This is a genomic window from Planococcus kocurii, from assembly GCF_001465835.2.
In the GTDB taxonomy this organism is placed as follows: domain Bacteria; phylum Bacillota; class Bacilli; order Bacillales_A; family Planococcaceae; genus Planococcus; species Planococcus kocurii.
In genome coordinates this window covers 242319-262232 of record NZ_CP013661.2, presented here as the reverse complement: position 1 = coordinate 262232, position 19914 = coordinate 242319, and the positions used below count along the sequence as shown (strand labels likewise).

Sequence of the window (19914 nt, the reverse complement as noted above, 5' to 3'; positions counted from 1 at the left end):
TTTTTTAGCATTTTTTTAAAAAGGACTCACAACCTATTATTTCTCATAAATATGGGGATAATTTCAAATTTTTAGAAAAACACCGTGAAATCTATTTCTTTACTTGTTATGATGGAAATAGGAAATGTGGGGTGTACTGGCATGCGTCAAAGAGTACAAGAAATCTTTGAGAAATTGGGTTACCGGAAAATAATGATGGCTGGCATCTTGTTGACTGGCATAATCCTATATGCTTGTTTGATGGACTCTGTCCAAAGTGATACATACGATATCCAACTGTTTCAACTATCGACTGAAACCATTCGTTCGGAGAAAACAGTCGAGGACCCGGTTAAGACGGAAATTGAACGGCAACGACTTACTGAAGAAGTAGCGCCAAGCTATCAATTTATGGATGAGATCGTCGATAATCAAATAGCCTTAATCGATTCGCTGTTTGGTTATTTGTTAGACGTAAAAGCTGCGCCTAAAAAAGGACAAGAGAAACTTTCTCGTGACGCTATGATTGCGAAACTCACGGAAGATCTGCGCTTACTGGAAACTAGTGAAAATGGTCTGCGTTTAACAGATGACATGTTGGAGTCTTTGGTGTCTCTTTCAGACGATAGTGTTATTGGCATTCAAGAACAGTTAGATGAGGTGTTAACATCCTATTTAAACGAACCAATACGAATAGAAGAAGTGGCACGTAGTCGTACTGAAATTGAGCAGGAAATTCGCCGGAATCAGCAAATTCCAGATGAGGTTGTTCAAGCGGCAGTAACCATTGGACGATTTGGTATAATTGCCAATGAATTGGTTAATGAAGAGCTCACAGCGAGTCAAATAGAACAGGTGCGCAACAGCGTGGAGCCCACTCGTATTTTACAAGGACAAGTTCTTGTTCAAGAAGGTCAAATAGTAGATCGAGAAGTTTATCGACAATTAGAACTAGCGGGCATGACAGAAGAACAACAGAATTATAAACCGTTGCTTGGTTTGTTGGTTTTTGTCATCATTACTACGGGTCTCTTGCTGTCCGTTATCTTTCGGTCGCAAAGGGATGATAAAGGCAAGGTCACTGAGATGCTTGTCATACTAATAGCTGTTACCATCTCGTTGCTGTTGATGAAATTATTATCAGCAGTCAGTGAAAATTTCGATTTAGTGATTTCGTTTATTTTTCCTACGGCATTAGCTGGTATTCTTGTTCGTTTGCTCGTTAACGAACGGGCCGCTGTGTTTGTCACGATTTTGGTCAGTGCAGCAGCAGGAATTATGTTGCCAAGCGGCTATTCGTCTTCGTTGCAAGTGGACATTGCTTTTTATATTTTATTTGGAGGATTAACTGCGATTTATTTAATTGAACGAGATGGTGGCAGAGGGCGTCTGTTGCAAGTTAGTTTAGCGGTAGCTGGAGCTAATGTGCTTTTTGTCGCTTTTTACCTATTGATTGGCCAAACACAGTATAATTGGACAGAGATCGGCTTTTATTTTACCGCAGCGATTGTATCGGGGTTATTATCGGGTGCACTAGCCATTGGTTTCTTGCCCTTTTTTGAATCGGTATTTGGTATGTTATCAACGATGCGTTTGATCGAGTTGTCAAATCCGAATCATCCGTTACTAAAGAAAATTTTGACGGAAACACCGGGTACGTATCATCATAGCCTTATGGTTGCCAATTTGGCGGACGCTTCTTGTGAAGCGATTGGAGCTAATGGACTGCTTGCGAGAGTTGGTTGTTATTACCACGATATCGGTAAAACAAAATATCCGCAATTTTTTATCGAAAATCAAGTGAATATCGAAAATCCACACGATCGTTTGCCACCGGAAAAAAGTCGAGATATTATTCTAGCGCACGGTGTGCAAGGAGCTCAAATATTGAAGAAGTACAAAATGCCGAAAGAAATCGTTGATGTGGCAGTGCAACACCATGGCACGAGTCTTTTGAAATTTTTCTATTATAAGGCTAAAGACATCGATTCAGATGTTGAAGAAGAGTCGTACCGATACGTAGGGCCAAAACCCCAAACAAAAGAAATTGCCATTATTTGCATAGCAGATAGCTTAGAAGCAGCAGTTCGCTCAATGAAAGAGCCAACATCAGAAAAGATAAAAAAATTGGTAGATGCCATAGTAGAAGATAAACTAAAAGATGGGCAATTTGAAGAATGTGATTTATCGCTAAAAGAGCTGAAAACGGTAAAAAAAGTGATGTGTGAAACGCTGAATGGCATTTTCCATTCTCGTATTGAGTATCCGAAAGAACCTAATTGATAGGAGGACTATTATGATAGCGATTGATTTTATGGATGAAACAGAAACACTGAAACAACCAGAATTGGATTTTGTGCAAAACATACTGGAGCATGCAGCTAAAGAAGAAGCGGTAGGAGAGTCTGAGGTATCGGTAACATTTGTTACTGATGAAATGATTCGCGATATTAACCGTGAATACCGGGGGAAAGACCAACCGACGGATGTCATTTCTTTTGCTATGGAGGAATTAGGTGAAGGTGAAACGGCCATCATCGGTTCATCAGAGCCGCGTATGCTTGGAGATATTATTATTTCACTCGATCGTACTAAAAAACAAGCAACAGATTATGGCCATTCGTTTGAACGAGAGCTTGGCTTTTTGGCGGTTCATGGCTTCTTGCATTTGCTCGGCTATGATCATTTGACAGAAGAAGATGAAAAGAAAATGTTTTCTCGTCAAGATGCCATTTTGCTGTCACTTGGAATTACGCGTGATTCGAATGATGATGCGTAAGTTTTTACGCTCTTTTCGATTTGCAACAGCAGGCATAGTGACTGCTTTCAAGCGAGAACAAAACATCAGATTTCATTTGATCGCAGCGATCATCGTGGTACTTGCTGGCTGCTTGACAAGAATATCTCATGTGGAATGGTTCGTTGTTATTTTATTAATCGCAGGGATGCTGGCATTAGAAATGGTGAATTCAGCCATTGAACGCGTAGTTGACCTAGCGACAACCGATTTCCAGCCACTTGCTAAGCAGGCCAAGGATATGGCGGCAGGTGCAGTTTTGGTATTTGCCGTGGCAAGTGCTATAATTGGTTTACTAATATTTCTACCCAAATGGTTTTAAATTCGCAGAGGTGATTAAAATGGAAAAAGAACAATTGATGGAGCAAGCGATAAAAGCACGCGGCAATGCCTACGTACCTTATTCGAAGTTTCCTGTCGGCGCAGCATTACTGACAGCTGAAGGCAAAGTATATGTGGGTTGTAATATTGAAAATGCCGGTTATTCGTTAACGAACTGTGCAGAGCGCACAGCGGTTTTTAAAGCGGTGTCTGAAGGCGACAAGAGCTTTGTGGCATTAGCTGTTTCAGCCGATACTTCAGGTCCTGTATCGCCGTGTGGCGCGTGTAGACAAGTGTTAGCTGAGTTCTGTCCGCCAGATATGCCAGTTTACTTAACAAATTTAAAAGGTGACGTCCAGGAAACAACAATTAGCGAATTGCTTCCCGGCGCATTTTCAACGGAGGATTTAAAATATGCAGCCAGAGAATAACGGTTTCAAATCAGGATTTATTTCAATCATCGGTCGTCCGAACGTCGGCAAGTCGACATTCCTTAACCGCGTTGTAGGTCAAAAAATTGCCATTATGAGTGACAAGCCTCAAACGACCAGAAACAAAGTGCAAGGCGTTGTGACGACGAATGACAACCAAATGATTTTTATTGATACGCCAGGCATTAACGAACCGCGTCATAAATTAGGCGATTTTATGCTGAAAGTAGCAAAAAATACGTTCCGAGAAGTTGACGTTTTATTGTTTGTAGCAAGTGGTGTCGACCGCGTTGGTAAAGAAGATCGCTATGTACTGGATATGTTAAAAGGCATTGATGTACCGGTGTTTCTAGTTCTTAATAAAATCGACCAAGTACACCCTGATAATTTACCGAAAATTATCGAGTCGTACAGCAAAGAATTTGACTTCGCTGAAGCAATTCCGATTTCAGCGCTAGAAGGCAATAATGTGGAGACTTTGTTGGCAAAAATTAGCGAACGTCTTCCAGAAGGACCGCAATATTATCCAGCAGATCAAATTACAGATCATCCAGAACGCTTTATCATTTCTGAGCTTATCCGTGAAAAGGCTTTGCATTTAACGCGCGAAGAAATTCCGCATTCGATTGCTGTGGTCATTGAAAAAATCGCACCCGATTCCGAAAATAAAGACATGATTCGTATACAAGCAACAATTATGGTTGAGCGTGATTCTCAAAAAGGCATCGTTATCGGTAAAAAAGGTGTTTTGCTCAAACAAATTGGTACACGTGCCCGTCAAGATATCGAAAACTTGCTTGGGTCAAAAGTGTATTTAGAACTTTGGGTGAAAGTGCAAAAAGATTGGCGTAACAAAGCCATGCATTTACGTGATTTTGGCTTTAGAGAAGACGAATACTAAGGAGTCCTTCCCATGCAAAGCCAAGTAGAGGGAATTGTCATTCGTACGATGCCTTACGGCGAAACTAATAAAATCGTCACTTTGTTTACGAGAGAAGCAGGGAAAATTACTTGTATGGCAAGAGGTGCAAAAAAACCCGCTAGTCGCTTAGCGGCCATTACGCAGGTTTTTACTCATGGAACATTTTCTGTTTACAAAGGAAGAGGCATGGGTACCTTGCAAGCAGGGGATCCGCTAGAATCGTTGCGGCATATTCGAGAAGACATTATGTCGACTGCGTACGCTAGTTACGTCACTGAATTGATTGATCGACTAACTGAACAAGATGAGTCACAACCTGCAATTTTTGATATGCTGTTCCAGGCGCTTCATGCAATTGATGAAGGCTACGACCCTGAAGCTATTACTTTGTTTGTGGAATGGAAAATGCTCCAGACAGCAGGCTTAACGCCGACGCTTCATCAATGTGCTAATTGTGGAGCGACAGAAGGAGAATTTGCATTTTCATTTCAAGAACTCGGATTTCTTTGTCATCGTTGTTTTCATATCGATCGCTACATTATTCGTTTAAGTCCAGCGTTAGTGAAGTTGATTCGCACTTTTTACTTTGTGCCAATTGACCGTGTAGGCTCTTTAACGTTGAAAAAAGAATCCAAGAGCTTGCTGAAACAAATTGTTCGTACAATTTATGAGGAAAAAGCAGGGATTCGCTTAAAGTCACGAAAATTTCTCGAACAATTAGAGCGAACACCAGAATTTTTACCTAAAAAAGAAGAGCTGCCAAAAGACGAATAGTCTTTTGAGCAGCTCTTTTTTGAACGGAATAAGTCACGTCGGTTATTAGAAAAAATAGAGAAGTGGTGGAATAGACGCAGTCCACCACTTCTTTTGAAACTTCCGCTTTTCCATGTCTAGCTTCACCGGCCAGCTCTTCGGATCATAAGCCAATCAGCTTGTGCGGCTGAAAAGACGCCGCTTCACCAGATCGTCTTATGCCTGTCAGAGCTAAACGGCCGTTTCCGCTTTTCGGTGTCTAGCTTCACCGGCCAGCTCTTCGGATCATAAGCCAATCAGGTTGTGCGGCTGAAAAGACGCCGCTTCACCAGATCGTCTTATGCCTGTCAGAGCTAAACGGCCGTTTCCGCTTTTCGGTGTCTAGCTTCATCGGCCAGTTCTTCGGATCATAAGCCAATCAGGTTGTGCGGCTGAAAAGACGCCGCTTCACCAGATCGTCTTATGCCTGTCAGAGCTAAGCGGCCGTTTCCGCTTTTCTTACTTAAAACTGAATATGTTTTTCGATATATGCTTGTACTTCAGCAATTGGCATACGTGTTTGCTCCATTGAATCACGGTGACGTACTGTAACTTGACCGTCTTCTACGGAATCAAAGTCGTATGTGATACAGAAGGGTGTACCGATTTCGTCTTGGCGGCGGTAACGTTTACCGATCGATTGCGACTCGTCGTAGTCTACCATAAAGTGCTTAGCTAGGTCAGCAAACACGCCTGTTGCGCCTTCTGCTAATTTTTTAGATAACGGAAGAATTGCCGCTTTGTAAGGAGCTAAAGCTGGGTGGAACTTCAATACTGTGCGTTTGTCGTCGTTTTCAAGTGCTTCCTCTGTGTAAGCATCTACTAAGAAAGCGAGTGTAACGCGGTCAGCTCCAAGAGATGGCTCGATGCAATAAGGCACAAAACGTTCGTTAGTTACAGGATCGATGTAATTAAAATCTTCTCCTGAATGTTCCATATGGCGTTTCAAGTCAAAATCGGTACGATCTGCGATTCCCCAAAGCTCGCCCCAGCCAAATGGGAATTTGTATTCGATATCCACAGTTGCGTTTGAGTAATGTGAAAGTTCATCTTCGTCATGCTCACGCAGGCGCATATTGTCTTCAGTCATATCCAAGTTCAGCAACCAGTTTTTGCAGAAATCGCGCCAGTAAGCGTACCACTCCAAATCTTCACCAGGCTTGCAGAAAAATTCAAGTTCCATTTGTTCAAATTCACGTGTCCGGAACGTAAAGTTACCAGGTGTGATTTCGTTCCGGAAACTTTTACCGATTTGTGCAATACCAAACGGCATTTTTTTGCGCATTGAACGTTGAACGTTTTTGTAGTTAACGAAAATTCCTTGAGCTGTTTCTGGACGTAAAAAGATTTCATTTGTTGAAGCTTCAGTAACGCCTTGGAAAGTTTTGAACATCAAATTGAATTGGCGGATGTCCGTATAATCTTGTTTACCACATGTTGGGCATTTTACTTCATGTTCTTGAATTAATTCTGCCATGCGATCAAAAGATAATCCATCCACGATCAATTCAATGCCTTTAGCATCTAATGCATCTTCGATTAATTTGTCCGCACGGTGGCGAGTTTTACAGCTCTTACAGTCGATCATTGGGTCGTTAAAGTTACCGACATGCCCAGAAGCTACCCACGTTTTCGGGTTCATCAAAATAGCAGCGTCAAGTCCTACGTTATAAGGAGATTCTTGAACGAATTTTTTCCACCATGCTTTTTTAATATTGTTTTTCAGTTCAACGCCAAGTGGCCCATAATCCCACGTGTTCGCCAATCCTCCGTAAATTTCAGAGCCCGGGAATACAAAGCCTCTGTGTTTTGCTAATGCTACTACATCTTCCATTGACATAAAATTACCTCCATAAAATAAAAAATCGCACTCGTCCTCGGACATGTCTCCATGTCCGAGGACGAGTACGTTAAGACCCGCGGTTCCACCTCGATTGACTGCAAAAGACAGTCCACTTTAAAATAACATTGGCTCTGGATCACCGTTTCCTGTAGGTGCAGGCTTCCACTATCCCTGCTCGCTTTAAGTTACAGTACTTATCTATCCGTCATTGCCTCTATATGAGTTCGTTCATATTGTACCACGGCAATGTTTTCTTCGCAATATCACGTTCATTAGTATATAATAATTGATATTGAGTATAACATATATATATTTTGAGGCGGTGAGTCCAATCGAACTCAATAAACGACAAGAGGAAATATTGCAAATCGTTAAAGGCAACGGACCGATTACTGGCGAACAAATAGCGGATCGCTTGAGTTTAACTAGATCGACGCTACGACCTGATTTAGCCATCCTGACTATGGCAGGCTTTTTAGATGCCCGTCCGCGTGTTGGCTATTTTTATTCGGGTAAAAAACCAGGGCAAGACGTAACAGATACGATGAACAACATGAAGGTCAAGGATTTTCAGTCGATTCCGGTTGTTGTTCGAGAAGATGTTAGTGTTTACGATGCCATTAGCCAAATGTTCTTGGATGATGTTGGAACACTTTTTGTGGTAGATAAAAAATCGTATTTGTCTGGTGTGCTGTCGAGAAAAGATCTACTGCGTGCAAGTTTGGGTAGTCAAAATCTCACGAGTATTCCTGTACATATTATTATGACGCGTATGCCCAACATCACTTATTGTGCAAAAAATGAGTCTTTAATCCAAGCAGCACATCGGTTGATTAATCAGCAGATTGATGCCTTGCCAGTAGTAGAAGAACAGCCAGATGGCTTTAAAGTTGTCGGCAGATTAACAAAAACGAATATTACTCGTGCGTTTTTATCACTATCTGAAAACCACGATTTGTGAGGTGTCAATTATGAATTCACTCCGATTGTTCATTGTTTCCGATTCGGTCGGTGAAACAGGCGAACTCGTCGCAAAAGCGGCAATCAGCCAATACTTAAATGCAGATCAAAATGCGGTATTGAAACGATTTCCTTACATTGATTCGATCGAGCATTTGCAAGAGATTATTAAATTGGCTGTCGCCCAACAAGCTTTTATCGTTTATACGTTAGTTTCACAAGATTTGAGAGACTATATGCAGGTAGAAACTGCTAAATTTCGTGTAACAGCAGTCGATCTTATGGGTCCTCTCTTGGATGCGCTAGCACAAGAACTAAATGCAAGACCTCTACAAGAAGCCGGTTTGGTTCGGAAACTAGACGATGACTACTTCAAAAAAGTCGAAGCTATTGAGTTTGCAGTTAAATATGACGACGGACGAGATCCGCGAGGCATTTTAATGGCCGATATCGTTTTGGTCGGGATATCTAGAACTTCTAAGACGCCGTTATCCCAGTACTTGGCGCACAAGCGGCTGAAAGTTGCAAACGTACCATTGGTGCCAGAAGTTGACCCACCGGAAGAACTTTACCACGTAGATCCAAAAAAATGCTTTGGTTTGATTATCTCACCGGATAAGCTTAACCACATTCGTAAAGAACGATTGATTGCTCTTGGGTTAAATGATGACGCTAATTATGCGAAAATCGATCGAATTCACGAAGAAATCGATCATTTTCATAAAGTGGTCGATCGCATTGGCTGTGAAATAGTAGACGTAACAAATCGGGCTGTCGAAGAAACGGCTAATTTGATATTAAGCAAACGCCAAAAATGATTTTGGAAAAACTCCCTTCATGGGCGGTTTTTCTTTCTTTTTTTGTGGATTTTTTAATAAAAACGTTTTATAATGAAGAATTGTGGCTAAAGCTTACTAGTGGATAAAATAGTTTGCTTTATCTTTTTGTCGAAAAATGAAGGATTTTGTCTTTACATCACGAATTAAAGTAGTTAAGCAAACAAAGATGGTGAAAATAATGTCCAATCGAGTTCCTGAAGAAGTGATCGAAAAAATCCGATCTAGCACAGATATTGTGGATGTCGTCGGTGAGTATGTTCAGCTAACAAAAAGGGGCAGAAATTGGTTCGGCCTTTGCCCTTTCCATGGAGAAAGTACACCATCTTTTTCTGTTACTGCCGATAAGCAGATTTTTCATTGTTTTGGTTGTGGAGCTGGTGGCAATGTCATCACTTTTTTGATGGATATTGAAAATTTAACGTTTCAGGAAGCTTTATCGAGACTGGGAAGTCGCTCAGGTATAGATGTCGATATACAGTCGCCTGCTGAATCGGGTCCCGTGCAATCAAAAAGCGATCACCAATTGGTTCTGATGCACGAGTTTGCTGCAGACATGTACCACCACATTCTATTGAATACAGAAGAAGGTCAAGCAGCGCTGGACTATTTGGAAAATAGGGGCTTTACTCGAGAAATTATTGAGAAAAACAAAATTGGCTGGTCGCTTCCGGAATGGAATTACATGGCATCTGCCTTAAAGCGAAAAGGCTTTAGCGAAGAAGAGCTAGAAGCAAGTGGATTAGGCATTCCTCGTGAGCAGTCAAGCGGCTATTTCGATCGATTCCGTGGTAGAATTATGTTCCCTATCATGAACGAAACAGGTAAAGTGATTGCCTTTTCGGGAAGGGTTCTTGAGCACACCAAACAAGAAGCCAAATACATGAACAGCCCAGAATCTCCGATTTTCCAAAAAAGCCAAGTGCTCTATAATGTGCATCATGCAAGAAGTGCCATCCGTAAAAATCGGAAAATCATTTTGTTTGAAGGGTTTATGGATGTTATTGCAGCGGGTAAAGCAGGAGTCGATAATGCTTTAGCAACTATGGGTACTTCACTTACTGCCCAGCATATTCGGCAAATGAAACGCTTTGCACAAGAAGTGGTCATTTGTTTTGATGGCGATGACGCAGGCTGGGAAGCTGCCAAAAGAGCAGCAATTTCCTTGAATGAAGAAAACTTCAAAGTGGAAGTAGCTGTCCTGCCAGGTAAAATGGACCCTGATGATTTTGTTCGTGAAAATGGTGCAGAAGCCTTTAAAGAACAGATTATTGGAAAGCCTCATGCATTTATTGCATTTGCGATGATGCATGCCCGAAGACATAAGAATTTTCAATATGAAAATGACTTATTGCAATACATTCAGGAAGTGCTACAACTATTGGCTGGTAGATCTTCGCCTTTAGAGCGAGATTTATATATAAAGCAATTATCAGTAGAAACTGGATTATCTCAGGAAGCTATCCTGCAGCATTACCGAAAGTTAGAAAACAAAACAATTGAGCGTAACCGGCCTGAACCGCCGGTAGTAAAAACTGCTAAAAAAGCACCCAAACAGGTTACATCACTGCACAGAGCAGAACGGATGTTGTTGTCACATGCTCTAGCAGATCCATCAGTTATGGAGAAATTAGTAGTTGAAGACAATGACATTCCATTTATCAGTGAAGAATTCCGGGCGCTGTATGTTCAATTGCTCGGTTTTTATGAGGAATGGGATAAAGCAGATTTTCACAAGTTTTTAGAGACGCTTCAAGATACAGAACTCCGTAAACTAGTTATGGAAACGGCCTTATCTGAACGCGATCCGGAACACGCGGATGAAGAAATTTCCGATTGTTTAAAGCATTTGCACAAACATCGGGTCGAACAGCAAATTAATCTGAAAATCCAGCAATCAAAAGAAGCGGAAAAACAGCATGACTTAAAGCGCGCTTTACTTCTTGCTCAAGAAGTGATTGCTTTACGCAAATCACTATAAGTTAATTCCGGTTTTTTTAAAGGAGGAAGTCAAATGGCCGAGAAATCTGAACGCCAAACTGAAGTTGAAGCAAGCAATGTTCCATTGACTACTGAAGGTCCGGAAGCGACTGTGGAAGAAGCAAAAAAACAGCTAATCGAAACAGGTAAAAAAACCGGAGAACTCAATTACGAACAAATTGCTGATAAATTAGCGGTTTTCGAAATGGAATCCGATGCAGTAGAAGAGTTTATTGACCAACTAGAAGGTCACGGTATCGAATTAGAACGTAAATCTGATGATGAAGAACATTTGGATCGTTTGATGAAACCGACAGAAGATAAATTCGATTTAAATGATTTAAGCGTACCACCTGGTGTTAAAATCAATGACCCTGTCCGCATGTATTTGAAAGAAATCGGACGCGTTGATCTGCTAAAAGCAGAAGAAGAAGTTCGCTTAGCGAAATTGATTGAACAAGGTGACGAAGAAGCTAAAAAACGTCTTGCTGAAGCCAACTTGCGTCTAGTTGTGAGTATCGCAAAACGCTATGTTGGTCGCGGCATGTTGTTTTTGGACTTGATTCAAGAAGGTAACATGGGCTTGATCAAAGCAGTAGAAAAATTTGATTACTCTAAAGGATTTAAGTTCAGTACGTATGCAACATGGTGGATTCGTCAGGCTATTACCCGTGCCATCGCGGACCAAGCGCGGACCATTCGTATTCCGGTTCATATGGTTGAAACCATTAACAAATTGATTCGTGTTCAACGTCAATTGTTGCAAGATCTTGGTCGTGATCCTTCTCCAGAAGAAATCGGCGAAGAAATGGATTTATTACCAGAAAAAGTTCGGGAAATCTTGAAAATTGCTCAAGAACCGGTATCATTAGAAACACCAATCGGTGAAGAAGATGATTCGCATTTAGGTGACTTTATCGAGGATTCAGATGCCCAATCGCCTTCTGATCATGCAGCTTATGAATTATTAAAAGAGCAGTTAGAGGATGTTTTAGACACATTAACGGATCGAGAAGAAAACGTCTTACGTCTTCGCTTCGGCTTAGATGACGGTCGTACACGGACGTTAGAAGAGGTAGGCAAAGTATTTGGCGTAACGCGTGAGCGAATTCGTCAAATCGAAGCAAAAGCTTTGCGCAAACTGCGCCACCCATCGCGCAGCAAGCGGTTAAAAGATTTTCTTGAATAAATAAAACAGCTAGAGTCACATTCCAATTTTTTCGGAATGTGACTCTTTTGTTGATACTAAAAAAGGAATTAAGGTTAACGCTTGAACTTGTCTTAATTTCCCCTATATAATGAAAGATGTAAGCGTATTCAAAACAAAGGGGATGTACACAAATGAATTTCGATTTGACACAAGAACAACAGATGATCAAAAAGACAATCAAGGAATTTGCTGATAAGGTAGTAGCACCAGGCGCTATTGATCGTGACCGTTCAAAAGCGTTTCCGACTGAAATCTTTAAACAGCTGTCCGACATGGGGATGATGGGCTTACCGTTTGATGAGGAATACGGCGGATCTGGAGCGGATACTACTAGCTTTGCTATTGTGACAGAAGAATTAAGTCGTGCCTGTGCATCTACCGGAATTACTTATTCTGCGCACATTTCACTTGGTGGTGCACCACTGAATTTATTTGGAACAGAAGACCAGAAAGAAAAATACTTGACGCCCATTTGTACGGGTGAGTCATTTGGCGCTTTTGGATTGACTGAACCAAATGCGGGATCCGATGCTGGAGGAACAGAAACTCGTGCAGTAGAAGATGGCGACGACTGGGTAATTAGTGGTTCCAAAGTTTATATCACCAATGCCAGTCATGCGAAACATTTAGCCATAACAGCCATTACGGGGATGACTGATGGCAAAAAAGAAATCAGTGCCATTATCGTACCCACAGACGCAGAAGGATTTACCATTATCGATAATTACGAAAAAATGGGTCTGCATTCTTCTAATACAACAGAACTAGTGTTAGATAACGTCCGCGTACCGAAAGAGAATCTATTAGGCAAGCGTGGAGAGGGCTTTAAACAGTTTTTAGTAACATTAGATGGCGGACGTATCGGTATTGCAGCTATGGCTGTAGGCATTGCGCAAGCGGCCTTTAATAAAGCGCTGGCTTACTCAAAAGAACGCAAACAGTTTGGTAAAACCTTATCTGAGTTCCAAGTAACTCAGTTTAAACTCGCCGACATGGCAATGAAAATTGAATTGGCACGTAATATGGTCTATAAAGCGGCCTGGTTAAAAGATCAAGGACGTCCATTTACTAAAGAAGCTTCGATGGCAAAATTGTATGCTTCTGAAATTTCGATGGAAGTGGCTGATGAAGCCATTCAAATTCATGGGGGCTACGGCTACATGAAGGAATATGAAGTTGAACGCTATATGCGTGATGCGAAGTTATTAGAAATCGGCGAAGGGACTTCAGAAATTCAACGTATGGTCATTGCGCGTCAAATTGGGTGCTAAAGAACAATTTTTGAGTCCTGTTCCGTACGGGGCTTTTTTTCTTAATAAGAAACTGCTTTTAAAGATTTTGTGAAATAAGAATTTCTCGAAAATTCATGACAAATCTATCTCTAACAGCAACAAGCAAAAATTAAATTACCGTTTTTGTCACAAACGAGGAAAAGTTATCTGTTAAGACTTTTCGTTTCATTGATAATACAGTACAATAATGAATGATACGAATAATATCATCAAGCAGAACTTAGTAGAGGGAGGGGTAACGGATGCAAAAAAATGCAATTGTACCTTATATCTTAATCATGGCGTTCGGTATTGGTTTAATTTTCTTCTTGTCAGTACAAGGAGTAAGTGACGAAGCTGAAATCGCAGAAGAAAATGCAACAGAAGAAAGTGGCGGAGAAGCTGCTGAAGGCGAAGGCGGAGAAACAGCTGAAGGAGATTTCGATCCTGAAGCAACTGCACAAGCTAACTGTATCGCTTGTCACGGTTCAAGCTATGAAGGCGGAGTAGGTCCATCACTAGTGGCTACTGAACTTCCACAAGAAGACATCGAAAATATTTTAGTCAACGGTAAAGGCACTATGCCAGCGGGTCTCATTGAAGAGGCGAACGCAGCGGCAATGGCTGAGTGGGTATTGTCACTCGAATAGCATCTGAAAAACCCTTAGTTCTTTTAGAGCTAAGGGTTTTTCTGTTACATTAGGAGGATCTGGATGAATGCACAACAATTATCGCATCGGTTAACAAGAGTTGCCCATTATGTACCTCAAAATGCAGTCGTAGCCGATATTGGCAGCGATCATGCATACTTACCTTGTTATTTAGTACTAACTGGCGTAGTGAATAAAGCCGTTGCAGGAGAAGTCGTCAAAGGTCCCTTTGAATCGGCACAAAAACAAGTTCAGCAAGAACAATTAGCGGAACAAATTGACGTCCGGCTAGCAAGTGGTCTTGATGCAATCGATGTAGAAGATGGCATTACAACCGTCACCATTGCAGGTATGGGCGGCCCGTTAATTTGTTCGATATTAGAACAAGGCAAAGAAAAACTAGTAGGTATCGAAAGATTAATCTTACAACCAAATGTTCACGCGAAAGCAATACGTGATTGGGCTATAGTAAATGGATGGGACATTGTAGAAGAAGAAATACTAAAAGAAAATGAAAAAATTTACGAAATAGTGGTGCTTGAAAAAACGGAAGCCGTCATTTTTTGGACGCCACAGCAATTATTGATGGGTCCTGAGCTACTAAAAAATCAAACCGTGATTTTTGAAGAAAAATGGATGCGTGAAAGTGCACAATGGAAAAAAATTGTAGCATCAATGGAAGCCACTGCACAAACACTCGAAATTATTGAAAAGAAACAGGAATTAGTGAAAAAAATACAATTGGTAGAAGAGGTGTTGCAACGTGAAAATTCCTAACGGTCACCAAATTATTGAGGAGTTTGAGAAATGGTCTCCTAAATATTTGGCCATGGAAAACGATCCGATTGGTTTGCATGTAGGAACGTTAAACAAAAAAATCGACCGTGTGTTAGTAACGTTAGATGTGAACGAAGAGGTCGTAGACGAGGCAATAGCCAAAGGCGCAGGATTGATTATTGCACATCACCCTCCCATATTTCGACCAATGAAAAACTTGCAGACAGATTTTCCGCAAGGGCGTTTAATGGAAAAACTAATAAAATCGGATATTGCCGTATACGCAGCACATACAAATCTGGATGTGGCTATTGGCGGCGTTAATGATTTATTGGCGGCATCACTCGGTTTACAAAACACGAAAGTATTAGTGCCAACTTATGAAGAAGAATTGGTGAAAATTGCAGTGTTCGTCCCGGAAACTCACGAAGAAACTGTTCGTGAAGCCTTTATTAAAGCTGGAGCTGGAACGATTGGCGATTACGAAGGATGCAGTTATACCTTATCTGGGACAGGGCGCTTTCGTCCGACTGCTAAAGCGAAGCCATTTATTGGAGAAGCAGGTGAAATGGAAGTAACCGCGGAATCGAAAGTAGAAGTCGTGGTTCGCAAAAACGAAAAAGACCGTGTCATCAAAGCAATGCTTTCTGCACATCCGTATGAAGAAGTGGCATATGATGTCTTTGTTTTAGAAAACAAAAGAGCAGTAATGGGACTTGGACGTGTAGGAACGCTTGTAGCACCTATGACTTTAGTAGAATTCGCCAATTGGACAAAACAGCAATTGGATGTTTCGTCTCTACGCATCGTGGGAGACCCAGACGCTGTTATTAAAAAGGTGGCGGTACTCGGCGGAGATGGCAATAAATACTTCCAACAAGCTAAGCGTGCTGGAGCGGATGTCTATGTCACAGGTGATATGTATTTCCATACGGCTCAAGACGCACAAGCCATCGGACTAAATATTGTCGATCCTGGCCATCACGTAGAAAAAGTGATGATTCAAGGCGTTGTCGACCATATGTCTAAACAGCAACCTACTTGGCAATGTGAGTTTTTGTCGTCACAAATAAATACAGAACCTTTTCGATTCATCTAAAAAGCAGTGGCCGCGGCCACTGCTTTTTTTATATAGGTCTCTTTTTAAAATTTATACCTAAAGATAGAGTTGCCTTATAAGTTTAGTTGAATTGCGTTCATTCGTTAAATGTTTTTCTAATTTTACGAACGCCTTTTAATAATTACATTAGAAAACTGATTCTACTAAGACTAACTATGGGTAATCAAAAAACACTTGAATATCTCAAGCGCTCCACCTTTTCCGCTGCTTACTCTTTACCTATCCTTTAACTTCTGAAGTTTTACTACACAAAAAAGAATACTCCAAAACATAACATGTTTAGAGCACTCTGGTAATTACTTTTGATACACATAGTAATCTTGTGCATGCTTAACTACAAAGCCGATTGCTTCGTACAATCTTAAGGCATGAGCATTCTTTGTTTCCACGTCAAGATGAATCGAGTAGCCTGCTTCACTTTGTTGTTTAACGGTGTGTTGTAGTACTTTGCGTCCTATTCCTCTACCTTGATACTCGGGAAGAATTGAAAATCCATAAATCCATGCTTGGCTATCTCTTCTTTGTATCCGGATTTTTCCGATGGTCTCGTTGTTTACATCAATCATCAGCATTTCTGTATCTTGCTCTCCGCTGAGTCTGCTCTCCATTGCCGTAGCATCCTCTAGGGATATATCGAATGCCTCCACATCCAGTCGGATTCTCATTTTTAAATCTGTACTTTCAGCTTGACGTAATATGAAACCGGTTGAAGCAGTAAGAGGCTGTGGTTCCCATTGCATTTGATGTTCTGAAAATTTGTAGAGGGCTCCTTGATTCTTCAGGAAATCCTGAGCTGCTTTAGCACGGGCTGGTGTATTCAACAAAACTTTCTTATACCCAATTTGCTGTACTGAAGTCATCGCTTCTTCAAATAGCTTTGTGAAATGTCCTTTGCGACGCTCTGTCGGTTTTACCATTCCCGTTACTTCAACAGTCGAACCAAACGAATACAATCCGATAAAAGCGATTAGTTTATTACTTTCATAATGGAAAAAATCAAGTTGTTTAGAATCTCTTGATCGAAGCATTTCCCAATTTAATTTTAATTCGAGTACATCATATGCTTCGACTTCTTTTTGAAGTTGTTCTATCTCGTTCAGTTGTCTTGTTGTTAACATTTAAGTCTCCTCAATAAACTGTTTTTTGAATATTCACTATCAAAAATTTTCTCATATTCTCAAATGAGAAGCAAGCCGATATCTTCCATTTTGATTTTAATCATATAAGCCACAACACCCAACGCCGTCTACAACCAATTGTTTACGGCATTGATTGCTTATGTGCTCATGCGGTGGCCCTATCAAAAGACAAAATCGACAATTCAATTGCCAGCTTTGTCACTTCTGGCCTTTCAGCATACGCAATTGACCGGTGCGCTGCCGCTGATTTGGCGGGATGCCCTGACGACATTTCTGCACGAGCATTTTGCGCTCAGCAGGAATAGTCTGTCATTTGTTGATTAATCGACACACGTGATAAATTGAATTTAAAAGTGAAATATTCGTAATTATCGTATTTTTCATTTTACATATATTGTATGATTGGATGAGGGTATAAAGAAAAATCAGAAAGTAGGAGATGGAAAATGTGGAAAGAGCGCATCGTCGAAACAGATCGGAGAAGCTTTGAAATCTTTGAAAAAGGGGAGGGTGAGCCATTAGCCATTACTCACCTTTACAGCGAGTTCAATCAGAAGGGAAATTTGCTGGCTGATCCCTTTACCGACTATTATCATGTCTATTTGATTAACCTTCGTGGAGCTGGACATTCTGTAAAAGCAGCAACACCTGATGAATATGGCATGGAGGAAACAGTGAGCGATTTAGAGGCCATCAGAAAAGCCTTAGGCGATAAAAAGTGGGCGTTTGCCGGGCATTCAACAGGCGGGATGCTGGCATTAAAATACGCTATTATCCATCAAGCATCGCTGACAAAAATAATTGCAGGGGGAGCTGCAGCAAGTTACGAATACGGAAAAGATGAAAACAGCATCTATTGTAGAAAGAATCCAAATTTCAATCGAATTGTTGAAATTATGGACCTATTGAATGCACCATCAACTCCAGTTGAAGTACGCCAGGCAATCAGTTACGAATGGGCCTTGATGTCATACCAATCAGAAGAAAAATTGAAAGAATCGATGAAAAAACCAAATAGCGGTAAAATTGTCGGTTCACGTTTGGATTATTTCAGCAAGATGGAATATCCGACATTCGATATCAGAGAAGAACTGAAAGAAATACATATTCCAAGTTATATTTACTCAGGAAAATATGATGCACAATGTCCGTTAAAGTTCGGAGAGGAAATTGCCGAATTGATTCCAAATGCCAAGTTCACGATTTTTGAAGAAAGCAATCACAATCCCTTTTCGGAAGAAGAAATTAAATTCCAAGAATTTGTTAGAGGAACGCTTAAATAGAGGATAAAAGAAAGAGTTACCAAATAACGAGCTGACTTCATGGAACCTCAATCCGTGATGAAAATTACAAGGGGGAGAATTATGGAACGCCTATTTACTGAAATCGTCCATATTATGCAGCACGACTATGCGGGATGGAAAGATAAACAAGGTTGGGACAACCCCGATTATTACCTTGGGAACTTGAGAGATTTAGAAAATCAGGGAAGGCTGAATAAAGCTCAATTCACAGAACTGGTCAAAGAGTACTTGCTAGATTTTAAGGATCAGCATATTCATTTTGCTAGTAAGGGGATAAATGAGGAGATTAGAAAAGATAGGGGATTTCGGGTTAGGCGCTTTGAAGATCAGCTATACGTGACTACAGTATTCCAGGAGAATCGCGTTTCGAAAGGAATGGCTTTTACGTCAATTGGGGGCTATACAATCCCGGAACTAAAAGAAAAGCATTCGCGTCTGCTGAATGAAAATCATCCAGAACGTGAAAACTGGAATTTGATTTTTTCTCTTTATGATTTTGGTGAAATTGAAACTGAAATAGGCGAGAAGCAAAGGTTTTCATTCGAAACTTATGCTAAAGAGGGCTATGTGGCCACCTATTCGGTCCAGCAATTAGACAAGGCGATTTTACTGACGATGACAGATTTTATGAATCCCGACGCCATTGTTAAGATGATCAAAGAAAATCAAAGTCTTCTGGAAAATGCGGATGCTTGGATTATTGATGTGCGCGTCAATTACGGGGGGAGCGATGGGAGCTATTTCCCTTTCTTACCATTTATCATGCCAGAAGAAGGAGTGGATCTGGCAGCAGGTGACGAACAGATGCATTTCAATTGTACCCTTGCAAATACGGAACGGGAATTAGCGATGATTGTTAAACAACGTGCAGAAACAGAAGATGACAATGCCCAGCAATTTTTAAGCGTATTCGAACGAGAGTGGACGAAAAATAAAGGCAAGGGGTTTGTGGAATTCAATTTTGAGGATATTATGCCGGAAACTGTCATCAAAGGAACCACTCAACCCAAATCGATTGTCGTACTGACAGACAATAGTTGCGGAAGTGCGGGCGAATCGTTTGTAGAGACCTGCAAAAAATCTAGAAAGGTGCATGTGATGGGAAGACCCACCATGGGGTTGAATGATTATGCGAACCTTGTCTGTAAAGATTGGGAAGAAGGTTTTGAATTGCTGTACCCGACTTCCCGTCTCTCTAGAGTTGATGCCAATGAAGGCATGACCGGAGTCGGCATACCACCTCATACACATATTCCTTGGACATCGGAGCATGTAAGAATTGATGTAGACTTGGACAAAGCGTTGAAATACCTTTCATCAAAGACGTAAGGGTAATTGAGATTTTTGGTTATCAATTCTTGAGTTTTCTATCAACCTTTATTAATAAACTCATAATGATGGATAGTAAAATGACGATAATTAATCCTACGGCCATGATTAGACCATCCACATAGTCTGTAAAGCCAAGTCCTCCTAAGATAAAGAAAATAATGATGCTCAACCCTAAAGTTGCTAATGCAATAGCGAAATAATTCATCAATTCCTCTGCCTCCTGAATTATCTACTTGTTCTAACTGTAATG

19 protein-coding genes are annotated in these 19914 nt (G+C 40.9%); 16 read left to right on the top strand and 3 right to left on the bottom strand.

Translation table 11 applies throughout. From position 1 onward, the window contains the following. Positions 1-141: 141 nt before the first annotated feature. Genes AUO94_RS01335 through recO form a run of 6 tightly spaced genes read left to right on the top strand, consistent with a single transcriptional unit; the run spans position 142 to position 5224 of the window. Positions 142-2262 carry an HD family phosphohydrolase gene (locus AUO94_RS01335; RefSeq protein ID WP_058385563.1) on the top strand — a complete coding sequence of 707 codons (2121 nt, stop codon included), beginning with the start codon at positions 142-144 and terminating at the stop codon, positions 2260-2262. Positions 2263-2272: 10 nt separating this feature from the next. Then, entirely contained in the window at positions 2273-2758 is a 486-nt protein-coding gene (gene ybeY, locus AUO94_RS01330; protein ID WP_281251064.1) for an rRNA maturation RNase YbeY, read from the top strand. After that, positions 2745-3098 (top strand): diacylglycerol kinase family protein, encoded by a 354-nt coding sequence (locus AUO94_RS01325; RefSeq protein WP_058385561.1) that lies wholly within the window; start codon positions 2745-2747, stop codon positions 3096-3098. The genes ybeY and AUO94_RS01325 overlap by 14 nt, the downstream gene beginning before the upstream one ends. A 19-nt stretch (positions 3099-3117) precedes the next feature. Next, positions 3118-3528: a cytidine deaminase gene (locus AUO94_RS01320; protein ID WP_058385560.1), complete on the top strand. Its 411-nt coding sequence runs from the start codon at positions 3118-3120 to the stop codon at positions 3526-3528. Further along, the gene (era, locus tag AUO94_RS01315) at positions 3512-4429 is read left to right on the top strand and encodes a GTPase Era (RefSeq protein ID WP_058385559.1); all 918 of its coding nucleotides are present in this window, start codon (positions 3512-3514) and stop codon (positions 4427-4429) included. The genes AUO94_RS01320 and era overlap by 17 nt, the downstream gene beginning before the upstream one ends. A 12-nt stretch (positions 4430-4441) precedes the next feature. Then, positions 4442-5224, top strand: coding sequence for a DNA repair protein RecO (recO, locus tag AUO94_RS01310; RefSeq protein WP_058385558.1), 783 nt, complete (start codon positions 4442-4444; stop codon positions 5222-5224). A gap of 481 nt (positions 5225-5705) precedes the next feature. Here recO and AUO94_RS01305 read toward each other — a convergent pair whose 3' ends face one another. Continuing rightward, positions 5706-7082, bottom strand: coding sequence for a glycine--tRNA ligase (locus tag AUO94_RS01305; protein WP_058385557.1), 1377 nt, complete (start codon positions 7080-7082; stop codon positions 5706-5708). Between the two features lie 325 nt (positions 7083-7407). On the opposite strand from AUO94_RS01305, the gene AUO94_RS01300 reads away from it, so the two are divergent. The 8 genes from AUO94_RS01300 (at position 7408) to AUO94_RS01265 (ending at position 15868) form a co-directional block, all read left to right on the top strand. Further along, a complete protein-coding gene (locus AUO94_RS01300; protein ID WP_058385556.1) occupies positions 7408-8046 on the top strand; it encodes a transcriptional regulator CcpN in 639 nt (212 codons plus the stop codon). A gap of 10 nt (positions 8047-8056) precedes the next feature. Beyond that, positions 8057-8863, top strand: a complete 807-nt coding sequence (locus AUO94_RS01295) for a pyruvate, water dikinase regulatory protein (protein WP_058385555.1) — start codon at positions 8057-8059, stop codon at positions 8861-8863. Positions 8864-9062: 199 nt separating this feature from the next. Continuing rightward, a complete protein-coding gene (gene dnaG, locus AUO94_RS01290; protein ID WP_058385554.1) occupies positions 9063-10862 on the top strand; it encodes a DNA primase in 1800 nt (599 codons plus the stop codon). 33 nt (positions 10863-10895) lie between these two features. After that, positions 10896-12050 (top strand): RNA polymerase sigma factor RpoD, encoded by a 1155-nt coding sequence (gene rpoD / locus AUO94_RS01285; protein WP_058385553.1) that lies wholly within the window; start codon positions 10896-10898, stop codon positions 12048-12050. A 152-nt stretch (positions 12051-12202) separates the two neighbouring features. Continuing rightward, positions 12203-13342: an acyl-CoA dehydrogenase gene (locus AUO94_RS01280; protein WP_058385552.1), complete on the top strand. Its 1140-nt coding sequence runs from the start codon at positions 12203-12205 to the stop codon at positions 13340-13342. Between the two features lie 263 nt (positions 13343-13605). Further along, entirely contained in the window at positions 13606-13992 is a 387-nt protein-coding gene (gene cccA, locus AUO94_RS01275) for a cytochrome c550 (protein ID WP_058385551.1), read from the top strand. A 63-nt stretch (positions 13993-14055) separates the two neighbouring features. Further along, a complete protein-coding gene (locus tag AUO94_RS01270; RefSeq protein ID WP_058385550.1) occupies positions 14056-14769 on the top strand; it encodes a tRNA (adenine(22)-N(1))-methyltransferase in 714 nt (237 codons plus the stop codon). Next, positions 14756-15868: a Nif3-like dinuclear metal center hexameric protein gene (locus AUO94_RS01265; protein ID WP_058385549.1), complete on the top strand. Its 1113-nt coding sequence runs from the start codon at positions 14756-14758 to the stop codon at positions 15866-15868. The genes AUO94_RS01270 and AUO94_RS01265 overlap by 14 nt, the downstream gene beginning before the upstream one ends. A gap of 317 nt (positions 15869-16185) precedes the next feature. Here AUO94_RS01265 and AUO94_RS01260 read toward each other — a convergent pair whose 3' ends face one another. Beyond that, positions 16186-17007, bottom strand: coding sequence for a GNAT family N-acetyltransferase (locus AUO94_RS01260; protein ID WP_058385548.1), 822 nt, complete (start codon positions 17005-17007; stop codon positions 16186-16188). Between the two features lie 467 nt (positions 17008-17474). Here AUO94_RS01260 and AUO94_RS01255 point away from each other — a divergent pair, with 467 nt between their 5' ends. Together AUO94_RS01255 and AUO94_RS01250 are read left to right on the top strand one after the other, a co-directional pair. Continuing rightward, the gene (locus AUO94_RS01255) at positions 17475-18311 is read left to right on the top strand and encodes an alpha/beta fold hydrolase (protein ID WP_058385547.1); all 837 of its coding nucleotides are present in this window, start codon (positions 17475-17477) and stop codon (positions 18309-18311) included. A gap of 81 nt (positions 18312-18392) precedes the next feature. Next, positions 18393-19661 (top strand): S41 family peptidase, encoded by a 1269-nt coding sequence (locus tag AUO94_RS01250; RefSeq protein WP_058385546.1) that lies wholly within the window; start codon positions 18393-18395, stop codon positions 19659-19661. Positions 19662-19683: 22 nt separating this feature from the next. Here the strand turns inward: AUO94_RS01250 and AUO94_RS01245 are convergent, their stop codons facing one another. Then, positions 19684-19872: a hypothetical protein gene (locus tag AUO94_RS01245; protein ID WP_156423922.1), complete on the bottom strand. Its 189-nt coding sequence runs from the start codon at positions 19870-19872 to the stop codon at positions 19684-19686. Between the last annotated feature and the right edge of the window lie 42 nt (positions 19873-19914).